Consider the following 14,451-nt stretch of genomic DNA (forward strand, 5'->3'; position numbering starts at 1 on the left):
ATAAATAAATATAAGCAAAATTTGTTCCAAGCTTATTTTAACTATGATTTTAAATTAAACTTTTCACATATAATTTTAAATTCATAAAAAAACTTAAAAAACAATAAATATTTTTTTTCATTTTTTTAAACTTAAAGCGCTATTTTATAGGATTTTCATAAGAAAATCACATTGTGAAAACTTTGTGAATAAAATGTATTTTTTTAAGATCTTAATTGGATAATTTATCTCTTATAAGTTGTAATTTCGGAGCAATAACAAATTGGCAATAACTTTGATTTGGATTTTTTGCAAAATAGTTTTGATGATAGGATTCTGCGGAATAATATTTATTTAATTTATAGATTTGAGTTGCTATAGGTAAAGAGTAGTTATTTTTTATCTTTTCAATAAAGTTTTTAATTAGAATTTCATCATTTTCATTTTCGTAAAAAATTGCAGATCGATACTGAATTCCTATATCAGCACCTTGTTTATCTATGGAAGTAGGATCATGAATTTTAAAGAAGATGTCTAAAATTTCTATAAGAGAAATTTCTACATCGTTGTAGTTTAGTTTAACAACTTCAATATTGCCATCACCAGAGCATACGCTTTCATAGGTTGGATTTTCAGCCCCTCCTGTATATCCAACTTCGCTATATACAACGCCTTTAATGTTTTTAAATACAGCTTGTATGCACCAAAAGCATCCACCACCTAAAATAATACTTTTCATATTTTCCTTGATATTAGCCTAAAAAAGGCTAATAATTTATTTGTAATTTTTGATCGCTTTTTCTAAAATTTCAATTGCAGCATCTGTATCTTTGAAATCTTGCACTTTCACCCATTTATTTGGTTCAAGAATTTTATAGGTTTCAAAGAAATTTTTGATTTTATTTAAGGTTGCTTGAGGCAAATCGGTATAAGATTTGATATTATCATATCTTGCATCAATTTTTGAGCTTGGAACAGCTAAAAGTTTTTCATCCATTCCGCTTTCATCTTCCATGATTAAAACGCCAATTAAACGGCAAGGAATAACAGCTCCAGCTTGGATAGGATACTCATTTAAAACCAAGATATCAACAGGATCGCCATCATCAGCTAGGGTATTTGCGATAAAACCATAATTTGCAGGATAAAACATCGCACTTGCCATCACGCGATCAACCATAATAGCGCCACTATCTTTATCGATTTCATATTTGATATTTGATCCATAAGGAATTTCGATTACAGCATTGATTTTATTTGGGATATCTCCAATTTTGATTCTACTTAAGTCCATATTTATTCTCCTTTAAATGCTTTGAATTTTTTTAATTAATTCTTTCATATCTGCAACAATAGGTTCTATTGTGCGTTCTCCATCGATAATAAAATGAAGTTTTTTATCTTGATAAAATTTTTGAATTTCTTCTAAAGGCTCGGTATAAACTTTCATTCTATTATAAAAAACTTCTTCATTGTCATCAGCTCCGCGATTTCTACCTAAAACTCTATCTTTAGCCACTTGCTCGCTTACGCGTACCTCGATCACGCCTTTAAGCTCTATTTCGTTTTGAGAGCTTAAAACTTTATCAAATTCCATCATTTGTTCAACACTTCGCGGATAACCATCGATAATAATTGTTTTTGTTGGAGCGTTTTTAAGTGCTGAAACAATAGTATTTACAACCACATCTAAAGGAACTAAATTTCCTTTAGAAATAAAGCTATCAATTGTTTTTCCAAGTTCACTTCCACTAGCAACTTCTTCTCTTAATAAATCACCTGTTGAATAATGAGTAATATTAATATCTGATTGAGCTATAAGACTTGCATCTGTAGTTTTTCCACTTCCAGGTGCCCCTATGATTAAAAATAATTCTTTCATTTTATATTCTCCCTTAATTTGATTCCTAATTCTCTTAAAGCTTCTTTATTTGGTTCTGATGGTGCGTCTGTCATAAGACATTGTGCTCTTTGTGTTTTTGGAAAAGCGATAACTTCTCTTATGCTTTTTGATCCAGTCACTAGCATGATAAGTCTATCTAAGCCTATGGCAATACCACCATGAGGTGGAGCTCCAAAACTTAAAGCATCGAGTAAAAATCCAAATTTATTTCTTTGTTCATTTTCATCGATATTTAATTTTTTGAAAACTTTTTGTTGGATATCGTTTTTATGAATTCTAATGCTTCCACCACCTAATTCTACGCCATTTAAAACCACATCATAGGCAATAGAATAAATCTCTTCAATATCTTCTTCATCAATATTTTTTGGCATAGTAAAAGGATGATGCATAGCTGAATAAGTTCCATCATCGTTTTGTTCAAACATAGGAAAATCAACAACCCATAAAAATTCTAATACATCAGGATTGATTAATTTTAATTCTTCTGCAAGGAAAATTCTAAATCTTCCCATATAATCAAGAACGGTTTTTTTAGCTCCAGCTCCAAAAAAGACAACATCTCCAACTTCTAAATCACAGCGTTTGCTAAGTTCTTGTAAATCAGCTTCATCAAAAAATTTACAAAGTGGACCCTTAAGACCATCTTCTTTAACTTGTATAAAGGCCAAACCTTGTGCTCCAAATTTGCGAACAAATTCTTCAAATCTTTGCATTTGTCTTTTTGAAAAGATAGTGTCTCCTTGTGGAACGCGTATAGCTTTGATACGATTTTTCTTTGTATCTTTAGCGATATTTGAGAAAATTTCATTGTTAGATTTAGCAAAGATATCGATTACATCTATAAATTTAAGATCAAATCTCAAATCAGGTTTGTCACTCCCATAAAGCTCCATAGCTTCTTTATATTGCATGACTTTAAAAGGGGTTTTGATTTCTTTTCCACAAGCCTTGAAAATGTCTTTCAAAAAGGTTTCACCAACCATCATAACGTCTTTTTGTTCGCAAAAACTCATTTCAACGTCAATTTGGGTAAATTCAGGCTGGCGATCGGCTCTTAAATCTTCATCTCTAAAACATTTTGCGATTTGAAAATAACGATCAAAACCACTACACATTAAAAGTTGTTTAAATAATTGCGGACTTTGAGGCAAGGCATAAAATTCACCTTGATGAACGCGAGAAGGGACAAGATAATCTCTCGCTCCTTCAGGTGTGGCTTTAGTTAAAATAGGGGTTTCAACTTCTAAAAATCCCATATTAGCTAAAGAATTTCTAGCCGCTATACAAGCTTTAGATCGTAAAGAAAAATTTTCATAAAGTTTAGGACTTCTTAAATCTAAAAATCTGTATTTTAATCTTAATTCTTCATTAACGCTTTCATCGGCGATTGCAAAAGGAGGAACCGCGCTTTCATTTTCTATAATGAGTTTGCTAACAACAACTTCGATTTCACCGGTTTTTAATTTAGTATTAACAAGTCCTTCTCCGCGAGGACGAATTTTGCCTTCAGCAATAAGCACAAATTCATTTCTAGCACGTGAAGCGATTTCGTGAGATTCTTTGCTATCATTTGGATCACAAACAAGCTGTATGATACCGCTACGATCTCTTAAGTCTATAAAAATGACTCCTCCGTGATCGCGGTAGCTATTGACCCAGCCACAGAGTTTAACTGTTTCTCCAACATTGGAAATTCCCAAGTCTGTATTGTAATGACTACGCAATTTTTTTCCTTGAAATTAAAATAATTATTTTAAAATTATAGTATTTTTATTCTTTTGCTTAGCTAAGTTTTGTTATAATTTTTCCATGCAAAACAAAATAGATTATAAAAATATTAAGAAAGTAGGGCTTGTTGTTCGTTTTAATTCGGATCTTGATAATGAAATATGTATTTTAGAAAATATTTTAAACAAATATAATGTTGAACTTTTGCTTTTAAAAAACTCTAAAAATCCGAATTTATCACATTATGATATTGATGAGTTGTTTAAAATTTCTGATTTTATTATTTCTTTGGGTGGCGATGGAACTTTGATTTCTGTATGCCGCAAAGCTTGGGAATATCATAAAGCTGTTTTGGGAATTCATGCAGGACACTTAGGTTTTTTAACGGATTTTAAAATTGATTATGCGGAGGAATTTTTTCAATCTTTTTTTTGTGGTGATTTTAAAACGGAAAATCCTTTCTTGCTTAGTGTCAGTTTAAAGCAAAAAAATGGTCAAAAAATAAAAAATTATGCTTTTAATGACATTATCATAAAAAGGGAAGATCAAGCTTCTATGGCACATATTGAAGTTTATCATCAAGACAAAAAATTTAACGAATATTTTGGAGATGGATTGATCGTTGCTACACCTGCTGGATCAACCGCTTATAATTTAAGTGCTAATGGTCCTATAGTTTATACTTTAGCTCAAGCCTTTATCTTGACTCCAATTTGTTCTCATTCTTTGACACAAAGACCTATTGTATTGCCTAAAGGATTTGAATTAGAAATTAGAGCAAAAGGATGTATGTTTTCCATAGATGGGCAAGAAAATTACAAAATGGATGATTTTAAAAGCATTAAAGTGGGTTTAAGTCATAAAAGTGTTACTTTGATTCGTCCAAAAAATCGAGATTATTTTCAAATTTTAAAAGAAAAATTAAATTGGGGAAGTTAATGATCAATAGAATTTTGATAAAAGAAAATTTGGGTTTTAAAGAAGCAAAGCTTGAAATTTCAAAAGGACTTACTGTTTTTACTGGGCTTAGTGGAGCTGGAAAATCTGTGTTATTTAAGGGAATTTTATCCGCTTTTGCTCTAAGCGATAGTGAAGCTAAACTTGTAGAGTTAGAGCTTGATGATGAGTTAAATTTAGAAGAATATGGAATAGAAAGCGAAGAAGAAAATGTTTTTAAGCTTTTAAAAGAAAAAAATACAAAATATTTTATTAATAATCAAAGCATCGCTAAAAAAAGTTTGCAAAATTTAAGTAAAAGTTTTATTAAATATCTTAGTGCCAAAGAAAATAATGAATTTAGTAATGAAAAATTTTTGAGAATTTTAGATGCTTTGGAGATACAAAATAATCCTCAATTTGAAAATTTCTTAAATGAATTTAGAGAAGATTTTGCTAATTACACTCGATTTTCTGAAGAATTAAATCAAATTTTAGATGAAGAAAAAAAAATCGAAGAATTAAAAGAAGTGGCAAGCATTCAAATTGAAAAAATTCAAAGCATTAATCCAAAAATAGGGGAATATGAAGAATTATTAGAGCTTAAAAAAAAGCTTTCTAAAAAGGATAAATTAGATGAAGCGTGGCAAAAGGCTAGTGTAATTTTTGATTTGGAAAAAGTCGTGATTGATGCTTTAAATTTAAGCGATAAAGATCCGACTTTTTTTAGTGAATGTTTAAATGAGTTGCGTTTGATTTCAGAAAGTCAAAAATTGGAAGATTTTGATTTTGATATTGAAAAAATACTTGATAGGATAGAAAATTTATCTTTTTTAATTAAACGTTACGAGAGTATTGAAAATGCACTAGAAATTTTAGAGCAGAAGAAAAAAGAACTTGAGCATTATGAAAATCTAAGTTTTGAAAAAAAAGAGCTTGAGAAGAAATTTGAAAAAGCAAAAGACAAAATAGAAAAAAGTGCAAAAATTCTAACCCAAACAAGAAAAAATAATCTAGAACAATTGCAAAATTGCTTAAATGGATATCTAAAAAATCTTTACATGAAAGATGCTATTTTAAATTTGGATGAAAGTAAAATGATATCTTCTATGGGCAAAGATGAGATTAGTTTAAATATCAATTTGGCTAATTTGAAAAATTTAAGCTCAGGAGAGCTTAATCGTTTAAGACTTGCATTTATAGCAACGGAGTGTAAAATTTTAGGTCAGGGCAATGGGATATTATTTTTAGATGAAATTGATGCTAATTTGAGTGGCAAAGAAGCGATGAGTATCGCTAAGGTTTTAAATGAACTTTCAAATTTTTATCAAATTTTTGCTATTTCACATTTACCGCAACTTTCTTCTAAGGCACACAATCACTTTTTAGTTGAAAAAAAAGGTGATGAAAGTTTTGTCAAAAAACTGAATCAAGAAGAGAGAATCAAAGAGCTTGCTAGAATGGTAAGTGGGGAAAAGATTAACGATGAAGCTTTAGAATTTGCTAAAACTTTGTTTAAGTCTTAAGCGGATTTTTTATTTAAGCATGTTACAATTTTATCCTTACATTAAAATTAGCTTTAATTTTTAAGGTGTGTTAAATTTATGGATAAAAAAATTTTAATTGTCGATCATAATAAAATGCTTGGAAAGCTTTTGGCTAAAAAAATCCAATCGACTTTAAATTATGAGGTTGATATTGTTTTTAGTTATGCGGAGGCAAAAGAATTATCTTCTAATAAATATTTTTTAGTTTTTGCTGAATTATATTTACCAGATGCTCCAAATGGAGAGGTAGTAGAGTTTCTTTTAGAAAAAAAATTACCCGTGATTGTTTTAACCGCTAATAACGATAAAGAAGTAAGAGATGACTTTTTAAAAAAAGATATAATGGGTTATATTTTTAAAGAAAGCAGTACTTGTATTGATGATATTATAAATTCTATATCTAAATTAGATCAGTATTCTGGAACTAAAATCATTTTAGCCTTAAGCAAACTTCCTGAACGTAATGAAATTAAAAAGATCCTTACGCAAAGACGTTTTAATGTTTTAGCTGCTGCTCATGGAGAAGAAGCTATGAGTTATTTAAATGATAACAATGATATACGCCTTATTATTGCAGATGTTAATATGCCAGTTATTAGCGGAAGCGAACTTTTAGATGAGGTTAGAGCTCGTTTCAGTGAAGATGAACTAGGAGTGATACTTTTAGGCGATAAAAATGATACTTTAGAGGCTGATTTATTTAAAAATGGTGCCAATGAATATTTAATAAAACCGATTAAAAGAGATAGTTTTAATTCTCGTTTGGATCGATGTTTAACTTATATGGATAATATGAAATTTTTAAATACCTATAACAATCTTGATCCTATTTCGGGTGTAAAAAATTATGAAGCTTTAATGGATGATATTGAAGCGTATTTTAATGAAGTTATGATTAAAGAAGAAGATTTTGCTTTGGCTTTTTTAAATATTGATGATTTAAAATCTTTAAATGAAAGATATGGTTTTGATGCGGGTAATGAGATTATTAAAATTTGCGCCAATGAAATTGTAAATGAAGTTAAGGGTAGGGATATAGTAGGAAGATTTAGTCCTGAAAAATTTTGTATTTTATTAAAAAATATTTCTCACGAAAAAGCTGTTAAAATTTTATCTCGCATCCGTGTTAATATAAAAAAAGTTGGAATTTTGATTAATTTAGATGAAGTGTTTTTTACTGCTTCTATTGGTGTAGTTTTTGGTAAAAACAAAGATAAATTTGACCATTTAGCTGAAAAAGCATCTAAGGCACTTGCACAAGCAAAAACCAACGGTAAGGATCGAGTGGAAGTATGTTCTTAGATCTTGAATTTAAAGATAATTTAAAGATTATCGACACCCATTGTCATATTGATAGTGATGTTTTTAAGGATGATTTGGATGCACTTTTAACACATTCTTTTAATAATGGGATTGAAAAAATAATTATACCTGGTGCACATATTAAAGATCTTCCTTATGCTGCAGAATTAGCGCAAAAATATGATAGAGTATATTTTGCAGCTGGAATACATCCTTATGAAATTGATAATTTTGATGAAAACATTTTAAGACAATATTTAAAACAAGAAAAATGCATAGCGGTAGGCGAGTGTGGATTGGACTATTTTCGTTTTCAAAGCGATGGTTTAAAAGAAATAGAGCATCAAAAAAATCTTCAAAAACATTTTTTTAAAATTCAGCTTGAATTAGCAAAAGAGTTTAAAAAGCCTGTGATTATCCATACACGAGAAGCCAATAATGATACCTATGAAATTTTACATCAATATTCTAAGGATCTTGTTGGTGGAGTTTTACATTGTTTTAATGCGAGTGAACATTTACTTCGTCTTAGCAATGAAGGTTTTTATTTTGGAATAGGTGGAATTTTAACGTTTAAAAATGCTAAGAAATTAGTGGAAATTTTACCTAAAATTCCAAGGGACAAATTACTCATTGAAACTGATGCGCCTTATTTAACTCCAGAGCCTTATCGCGGGAAGAGAAATGAGCCTTTGCTAACTCAATTAGTGGCTAATAAAATGAGTGAAATTTTAAATTTATCAAGAGAAGAGCTTTTAAAAATTTGCTTGGATAATTCTAAAAAATTATTTTTTCAAGGTGGTTTATGAAAAAAATATTATTACTATTATTGTTTTTTAATTTTCTTTTTGCACAAATTAATTCTCCAGAATTTTATGAAAGACAGATAAAAATTTTAAGAGATTTAGATATAGAGTCAAATTTTATCAGTAATTTAGTTTTTGTTCAAAGTCAGCAAGATATAAAATCAAAGCATACTAAAACTTTGATTGACGGAATGCAAAATTTTTCAAAAATAACTCCTATGATTCGAAAAATAATATCTGAAGAAGAAGTTCCTGAAGAAATTTTATATTTAGCTATGGTTGAATCTGGTTTAAAGGTTAATAGTGTTTCTAATGCTAAAGCTGTTGGAATTTGGCAGTTTATGAAACCTACGGCCAAAAATTTAGGACTTAGGGTAGATGCTTATGTTGATGAAAGACGGGATCCTGTAAAATCAACTTATGCAGCCATTGATTATTTAAAAAGAATGAAAGCAGAGTTTGGTAAGTGGTATCTAGCTATTTTAGCTTATAATTGCGGCAATGGAAAATTGCATCAAGCTATTAAAGAGGCAGGCAGTGATGACTTAAATGTTTTGCTTGATTCAGATAAAAAATATCTTTCTTTAGAAACTCGTAATTTTTTGCGTAAAATTTTAACCCTTTCATTTTTGGCAAATGATAGGGATTTTTTATTAGCAAAAGATGCATCTTTGGTAAATTATGCTTTAAGTAATGATTTTATTAAAGTGGATGCCCCATCTTCTGTCTCGTTAAAAGATATAGCTAAAAATTTAAATATAAGTTTTGCTACTTTTAAAAAATACAATCCTCATTTTAAGCATAATTTTACGCCGCCAGGCAAAGGATATTATATGTATATTCCTTTAAATAAAGTGGCTTTTTTTGACAAGTATTTTAAAGAAAATAAACTTGCAAAAGTTGATACAACTATACCTATGACCAAAGTTTATACCGTAAAAGCGGGAGATTCTTTATATAAAATAGCGAAAAATCATCATGTGAGTATAGATAGTATTAAAGAATTAAACCGTATTTATAAAAATCGTTTAAGTATTAATCAAAAAATTATAATACCAATAAAGGAGAACAAAAATGCAAACATTAAGACAGCTCAAAGCGACTCTAAAAATTATTCCAATTTTATCCGTCATTAGTATTTTTACGGGTTGTGGAATAGGTAATTTACTTTCAGAATCAAGTAGTGGTGCTCAGGTTTATTACCCGAGTAATGATTTTAAAAGCAATCCTAGTTCTTCAGGCGGTAAAGGCACAATGAAGCCTTATACCATAAATGGAAAAACTTATTATCCAACTGTGGTATCTGTTGGAGAAACTGCTGATGGTATTGCTAGTTGGTATGGACCAGGATTTCATGGTAAAAAAACTTCAAATGGTGAAATTTATGATCAAAATGCATTCACAGCAGCACATAAAACTTTACCTATGAATACTATTTTAAAGGTTACAAATTTAAACAATAATCGTCAAGTTACCGTTCGTGTAAATGATCGTGGTCCTTTTGTAAATAATCGTATTATTGATTTATCTAATGCGGCTGCAAAGCAAATCGATATGATACACAGTGGAACGGCACCAGTTAGACTCGAAGTTATAGGATTTGGTTCTTCAAATTCTGGCAATAATGTCGTTCATTCTAATGTAAATTATGGCAACGGTGGAGAAATTTCAGGCAATGGTCAAATTTATGAGGGTGGAAATTTTATGGTTCAAATTGGTGCGTTTAAAAATCCAGAAGGTGCAAGAACTATAGCTTCAAGATATAAAACTTATAGAACTTATTCTTCGACTATACGCACAAGTACAGTGGATGGTTTAAATCGAGTTTTTTTAACCGGATTTAGAAGTGAAGAAGAAGCACGTGATTTTGCTGCAAGTGGAGCATTTGCTGGAGCTTTCATAGTAAGAGAATAAAATGATAGAATTAATTTTTTTAGATGTGGATGGTTGCTTAACAGATGGAAAAATCATCTACACTTCAGAAGGTGGTTTTATCAAAGAATTTAATGTTAAAGATGGTGCAGCGATTGAAGCTTGGATAAAACTTGGCAAAAAAATCGCTATCATTACAGGTAGAAATTGCCCTTGTGTAGATAAAAGATCTAAAGATTTAAAAATAGATCTTTTATTCCAAGGAGTTAAAGATAAATTAACTTGCGCAAAAGAAATTTTGCAAAAATTAAACCTTGATTTTTCTCAGTGTGCAGCTATAGGGGATTATTTTAATGATAAAAATCTTCTTGAAAATGTGGGTTTAAGCTTTAAGCCAAAAGATGCTCATAAGGATTTAAAGGTTGATGTGATTTTGGAAAATAAAGGCGGAGAAGCCGCTGTAGCAGAAATGATAGAATATATCGTGAAAAAAAATAATATGCAGCAAGATTGGAATAAAATTTGGCTATAAAAAGTTTTGGTATCCTTATCGCTCTTTTTGTGATTACTTTTGTGATTTTATGGCTTCAAGATCCTTATTCTTTAGATATTAAATCTTATTCTTTAAATTTTAAAAATATTGAAGCAAATCATTTAAAAGCTTATGATATCAATCAAACAGCAATTAAGTCTTATTATAAAGCTAATTCTTGGGTAAGATATACTAATAGAGATGAATTTGATAATTTCACAAATTATAATTTGGATTTTAACTTAAGTGCTAATAAGCTAGAACTTTTGGGTCAAAATATGGATAAGATAAAATTTGAAGGAAATGTTACATATTTAGGATCTAATAATGTTAAATTTATTGCTGATGAAGTAGAGTATCAGCCAAAAAACAAAATTTTAAGCACAGATACAGGTTTTAAGGGTTTGATTAATGGAAATATTGTTAATGGAAAAATTTTACAATATGATACAAAAAACAAAATTTTGCAAATTCAAGAGGTAAATGCATGTTTGCAAGAAAAATAATTTTATTATTCTTTTGTATAAGTGTATCTTTAGCGACTAAAATTGAAGTAAAAGCTTTAAATTTTTATTCCGATGAGAATAAGGGAGAAAGTATACTTAGTGGCGATGTTGAAGTTAAAAGGGGAGAAGATATTTTAAATGCTGGAAAATTGATCATCTATACTGATAAAAATCGCAAACCTATACGGTATGAAGCTACGCAAAATCCAAAATTTAAAATTAACCTAAAAGGCAAGGTTTATAAAGGAGAGGGGGATAAATTAATTTATAATGTTGTTGATGATACTTATGAAATTGATGGAAATGCATATATCAATGAACCAATCAACCATCAAAAGCTTTGCGGAGATAAAATTATCGTAGATAGGAAAAAAAATATTTATAAAATACAAAGCAAAGACAATAAACCTGCACGCTTTGTATTTGATTTGAAACAAAAATGATTATTAATGCACGTTTTATCACCTCTTTGGCAAAATTTGATATCAATTTTGCGTCTAATTTTAGTGAAGTTGCTTTTTTAGGAAGATCAAATGTTGGCAAAAGTTCTTTAATTAATTCTTTGTGTAAGCAAAAAAATCTTGCTAAAAGCTCTTCAACTCCTGGAAAAACTCAATTGATAAATTTTTTTGAAGTTTTATGTCAAAAAGATGAGGATAAATTTAATATTCATTTTGTAGATTTACCTGGTTTTGGTTATGCTAAGGTTTCTAAAAATTTAAAAGAAGAATGGAATGTTCATTTAGATGAGTTTTTAAGATTAAGAACTTCCATAAAGCTATTTATTCATTTAATTGATTCAAGACATACCGATTTAGAAATTGATAAAGGATTGAATGATTATTTAAAAGGATTTTTAAGACCGGATCAAAAAATTTTAAAAGTTTTTACAAAATGTGATAAATTAAATCAAAGCGAAAAAGCCAAACTTAGAAATAATTTTAAAGATGCAATTTTAATTTCAAATTTAAATAAATTTGGGCTTGATAAGCTTGAGAATGAAATCATTAATCAGGTTTTGGGTTTATAAATGATAAAAAATTATAGAGTAAATATCAATGGTGGGTATATATTTTTAGGTTTTTTTTATATTGTATATCAAATTTTAGGATCTATTTTTACCTATACACCTTTGCTTTATGGTTTATTTTTTTGCTATATGATTTATCTTTTAGAACAAAGTCAAAAAACCTTTAATAAACTTGATTTTCGGTGGTATTTTTCTTTATTTTTTTTGTTTTTTACAGATATTACTTATGATTTTTTTATTTTTTCATCTTGGATTGCCTTTGCTCTTTTTTATTATATTTGTGCTGATTGGATTAAAACGAGTTTGAAAATGGAAAAATTGATACCTGTTGCATTTGTTCTTTGTGCTTATTTTTTCATTTTTCTTTTGGATTTTATTTTTTCTTATATGAATAATCAGCATTTTAAAACATTAAGTTTTGGATATTTAATATCTATAGCAATTGAATGTTTTTTAGCTTATGTCTTTTTTAGAGGTAAAATTTAATGCGTATGCGTTTGGTTGTTGGTTTTATACTTTTATTTTTTATTTTTTTATTAAGTCGCATTTATTATTTGAGTATAAAGTCTAATGTATATTATGAAGAGCTTGCAAAGCAAAATGCCATAAAAACTCAATTGATAGCTCCTAAACGTGGGGAAATATTTGATCGAAACGGCACACTTTTGGCAGTTAATGACTTAGGATATAGTATTTCTTTAAAACCTTATTTAAGTCTTAAGAAAAATAAAATCAGTATTTTAGAAAAAGAATTAAACAAATTGCAAGGTTTTTTTCCGGATTTAAATGTTACAAAATTATTACAAATTTATAAGAAAAATGATTCATATTATAATCAAGATTATATACAAATTGTAGATTTTATATCCGCACAAGAGATGATGAAACATTATTCAGTGCTTAATTTGGATGAAAATATAAAAATAGAATCTACCGTGCAAAGAAAATATCCTTATGGAAAATTAGCCTCTCATATTATAGGTTATGTTGGAAAAGCTAATTTGCAAGATATAAAAGAAAATGAAATTTCTAAATTGACAAATTTTATTGGAAAAAGTGGTATAGAACGTTATTATAATGATGTTTTACAAGGAGTCAAAGGAGAAAAAGTTTATAAGGTTAATGCCTTAAATCAAGAAGTGGCGCAAATTTCTTATACTCCTCCACTTTCAAATGATATACATTTAACTATTGATATACAATTGCAAGATTTTTTGACTAATATTTTTGAAAATAATGCTGGAGCAGCAATTATTATGGATATTAAAGATGGATCTATTTTGGCAGCTGGAAGTTTTCCAGAATACGATCTTAATCCTTTTGTAACGGGAATTTCTTTTAAAGATTGGGATGAGCTTTCTAATAATCTTGATCATCCTTTTACAAATAAACTTATCAACGGATATTATCCACCTGGCTCCGTTGTTAAGATGGGTGTTGCTTTGGCTTTTTTAAATTCAGGAAATATTACGCCTTCTACTCAATTTTTTTGTGGGGGTAGTGTGGAGCTTGGAGGAAGATTATTTCGATGCTGGAATCGATCAGGGCATGGAAACGTGGATTTAAAACATGCTATTAAATCAAGTTGTGATGTTTATTTTTACGATGGAGGTTTGCAAGTTGGTATCAATCAAATCAGTCAAACTTTATCACGCATTGGTTTTGGTGCAAAAACTGGAGTTGATTTGCCTAATGAATTTGTAGGTATTTTACCGAGTAGAGAATGGAAAATGCAAAGATATAAGCAAAATTGGTTTCAGGGTGATACTTTAAATACGGCCATAGGTCAGGGAAATTTTTTAGCAACTCCTATGCAAATTGCAAGATATACAGCTCAAATTGCTAAAGGTGAACAAGTTTTACCTCATTTTTTACAAAGTATAGAAAATAATAATACTAAAATTGAAAATAAAACCCATGATAATCAAGAAATTTTTACCTTATTTGAAAAAAGTCAACTTCCTTATATAAGGGATGCCATGTATGCTGTGGCTAATGAACAAGGAGGAACAGCTTATCGTTATTTGCATAATCTTGGTGTAAAAGTAGCTGCTAAAACAGGAACTGCACAGGTGGTAGGATTTTCTCAAACAGATCGCAGTAGGGTGGATGAAAAACAATTACAATATTATACAAGATCTCATGCATGGCTTACTTCTTATGCGCCTTATGCAAATCCGAGATATGTTGTAACTGTTTTACTCGAACATGGAGGTAGGGATACTACCTCTGGGGAAATCACTGCAAAAATTTATCAAAAAATGATAAGTTTAGGTTATTTTAAATAACTTGAAGTTTTTAACAAAG

General features: G+C 29.2%; 16 protein-coding genes. 12 read left to right on the plus strand and 4 right to left on the minus strand.

Annotation, left to right across the window (positions count from 1 at the left end; all coding sequences use genetic code 11):
- Positions 1-211: 211 nt before the first annotated feature.
- Genes msrA through aspS form a run of 4 tightly spaced genes read right to left on the minus strand, consistent with a single transcriptional unit; the run spans position 212 to position 3,609 of the window.
- Positions 212-718, minus strand: coding sequence for a peptide-methionine (S)-S-oxide reductase MsrA (gene msrA / locus H2280_RS04660; RefSeq protein ID WP_337215829.1), 507 nt, complete (start codon positions 716-718; stop codon positions 212-214).
- Positions 719-754: 36 nt separating this feature from the next.
- Complete coding sequence (gene ppa / locus H2280_RS04665) at positions 755-1,273, minus strand: inorganic diphosphatase (protein WP_337215830.1); 519 nt, start codon at positions 1,271-1,273, stop codon at positions 755-757.
- Positions 1,274-1,285: 12 nt separating this feature from the next.
- The gene (locus H2280_RS04670) at positions 1,286-1,861 is read right to left on the minus strand and encodes an adenylate kinase (protein ID WP_137624211.1); all 576 of its coding nucleotides are present in this window, start codon (positions 1,859-1,861) and stop codon (positions 1,286-1,288) included.
- Positions 1,858-3,609, minus strand: coding sequence for an aspartate--tRNA ligase (gene aspS, locus H2280_RS04675; RefSeq protein WP_337215831.1), 1,752 nt, complete (start codon positions 3,607-3,609; stop codon positions 1,858-1,860). Before aspS ends, H2280_RS04670 begins: the two co-directional genes overlap by 4 nt.
- A gap of 85 nt (positions 3,610-3,694) precedes the next feature.
- On the opposite strand from aspS, the gene H2280_RS04680 reads away from it, so the two are divergent.
- The 12 genes from H2280_RS04680 (at position 3,695) to mrdA (ending at position 14,432) form a co-directional block, all read left to right on the plus strand.
- On the plus strand, positions 3,695-4,552 hold the full coding sequence (locus H2280_RS04680; protein WP_337195466.1) for an NAD(+) kinase: 858 nt from the start codon (positions 3,695-3,697) through the stop codon (positions 4,550-4,552).
- On the plus strand, positions 4,552-6,075 hold the full coding sequence (locus H2280_RS04685) for an AAA family ATPase (protein ID WP_337215832.1): 1,524 nt from the start codon (positions 4,552-4,554) through the stop codon (positions 6,073-6,075). The genes H2280_RS04680 and H2280_RS04685 overlap by 1 nt, the downstream gene beginning before the upstream one ends.
- A gap of 78 nt (positions 6,076-6,153) precedes the next feature.
- Entirely contained in the window at positions 6,154-7,398 is a 1,245-nt protein-coding gene (gene cbrR / locus H2280_RS04690) for a bile resistance response regulator CbrR (protein WP_337215833.1), read from the plus strand.
- The gene (locus H2280_RS04695; protein WP_337215834.1) at positions 7,389-8,207 is read left to right on the plus strand and encodes a TatD family hydrolase; all 819 of its coding nucleotides are present in this window, start codon (positions 7,389-7,391) and stop codon (positions 8,205-8,207) included. The genes cbrR and H2280_RS04695 overlap by 10 nt, the downstream gene beginning before the upstream one ends.
- Positions 8,204-9,340 (plus strand): lytic transglycosylase domain-containing protein, encoded by a 1,137-nt coding sequence (locus tag H2280_RS04700; protein WP_137624205.1) that lies wholly within the window; start codon positions 8,204-8,206, stop codon positions 9,338-9,340. The genes H2280_RS04695 and H2280_RS04700 overlap by 4 nt, the downstream gene beginning before the upstream one ends.
- Positions 9,279-10,118, plus strand: a complete 840-nt coding sequence (locus H2280_RS04705) for a septal ring lytic transglycosylase RlpA family protein (RefSeq protein WP_337195469.1) — start codon at positions 9,279-9,281, stop codon at positions 10,116-10,118. Before H2280_RS04700 ends, H2280_RS04705 begins: the two co-directional genes overlap by 62 nt.
- A 1-nt stretch (position 10,119) precedes the next feature.
- Positions 10,120-10,608 (plus strand): HAD-IIIA family hydrolase, encoded by a 489-nt coding sequence (locus H2280_RS04710; protein ID WP_137624203.1) that lies wholly within the window; start codon positions 10,120-10,122, stop codon positions 10,606-10,608.
- Positions 10,599-11,114: a hypothetical protein gene (locus H2280_RS04715; RefSeq protein WP_337215835.1), complete on the plus strand. Its 516-nt coding sequence runs from the start codon at positions 10,599-10,601 to the stop codon at positions 11,112-11,114. The genes H2280_RS04710 and H2280_RS04715 overlap by 10 nt, the downstream gene beginning before the upstream one ends.
- Positions 11,096-11,557, plus strand: coding sequence for an LptA/OstA family protein (locus H2280_RS04720; RefSeq protein ID WP_137624201.1), 462 nt, complete (start codon positions 11,096-11,098; stop codon positions 11,555-11,557). The genes H2280_RS04715 and H2280_RS04720 overlap by 19 nt, the downstream gene beginning before the upstream one ends.
- Positions 11,554-12,144: a ribosome biogenesis GTP-binding protein YihA/YsxC gene (gene yihA / locus H2280_RS04725; RefSeq protein WP_337215836.1), complete on the plus strand. Its 591-nt coding sequence runs from the start codon at positions 11,554-11,556 to the stop codon at positions 12,142-12,144. Before H2280_RS04720 ends, yihA begins: the two co-directional genes overlap by 4 nt.
- The gene (locus tag H2280_RS04730) at positions 12,145-12,630 is read left to right on the plus strand and encodes a hypothetical protein (protein ID WP_137624199.1); all 486 of its coding nucleotides are present in this window, start codon (positions 12,145-12,147) and stop codon (positions 12,628-12,630) included.
- Complete coding sequence (mrdA, locus tag H2280_RS04735) at positions 12,630-14,432, plus strand: penicillin-binding protein 2 (RefSeq protein ID WP_337215837.1); 1,803 nt, start codon at positions 12,630-12,632, stop codon at positions 14,430-14,432. Before H2280_RS04730 ends, mrdA begins: the two co-directional genes overlap by 1 nt.
- Positions 14,433-14,451: the final 19 nt, after the last annotated feature.

Source organism: Campylobacter sp. 2457A (assembly GCF_020135895.1).
Lineage (GTDB): Bacteria > Campylobacterota > Campylobacteria > Campylobacterales > Campylobacteraceae > Campylobacter_D > Campylobacter_D taeniopygiae.

What these genes read in the sequence shown, in the direction of transcription:
- H2280_RS04705 (WP_337195469.1), top strand. Translation starts at nt 9,279, where the DNA reads ATGCAAACATTAAGACAGCTCAAAGCGACTCTAAAAATTATTCCAATT.
- cbrR (WP_337215833.1), top strand. Translation starts at nt 6,154, where the DNA reads ATGGATAAAAAAATTTTAATTGTCGATCATAATAAAATGCTTGGAAAG.
- mrdA (WP_337215837.1), top strand. Translation starts at nt 12,630, where the DNA reads ATGCGTATGCGTTTGGTTGTTGGTTTTATACTTTTATTTTTTATTTTT.
- H2280_RS04710 (WP_137624203.1), top strand. Translation starts at nt 10,120, where the DNA reads ATGATAGAATTAATTTTTTTAGATGTGGATGGTTGCTTAACAGATGGA.
- H2280_RS04670 (WP_137624211.1), bottom strand. Translation starts at nt 1,861, where the DNA reads ATGAAAGAATTATTTTTAATCATAGGGGCACCTGGAAGTGGAAAAACT.
- H2280_RS04685 (WP_337215832.1), top strand. Translation starts at nt 4,552, where the DNA reads ATGATCAATAGAATTTTGATAAAAGAAAATTTGGGTTTTAAAGAAGCA.
- H2280_RS04700 (WP_137624205.1), top strand. Translation starts at nt 8,204, where the DNA reads ATGAAAAAAATATTATTACTATTATTGTTTTTTAATTTTCTTTTTGCA.
- H2280_RS04695 (WP_337215834.1), top strand. Translation starts at nt 7,389, where the DNA reads ATGTTCTTAGATCTTGAATTTAAAGATAATTTAAAGATTATCGACACC.
- yihA (WP_337215836.1), top strand. Translation starts at nt 11,554, where the DNA reads ATGATTATTAATGCACGTTTTATCACCTCTTTGGCAAAATTTGATATC.
- H2280_RS04720 (WP_137624201.1), top strand. Translation starts at nt 11,096, where the DNA reads ATGTTTGCAAGAAAAATAATTTTATTATTCTTTTGTATAAGTGTATCT.
- H2280_RS04680 (WP_337195466.1), top strand. Translation starts at nt 3,695, where the DNA reads ATGCAAAACAAAATAGATTATAAAAATATTAAGAAAGTAGGGCTTGTT.
- ppa (WP_337215830.1), bottom strand. Translation starts at nt 1,273, where the DNA reads ATGGACTTAAGTAGAATCAAAATTGGAGATATCCCAAATAAAATCAAT.
- H2280_RS04730 (WP_137624199.1), top strand. Translation starts at nt 12,145, where the DNA reads ATGATAAAAAATTATAGAGTAAATATCAATGGTGGGTATATATTTTTA.
- msrA (WP_337215829.1), bottom strand. Translation starts at nt 718, where the DNA reads ATGAAAAGTATTATTTTAGGTGGTGGATGCTTTTGGTGCATACAAGCT.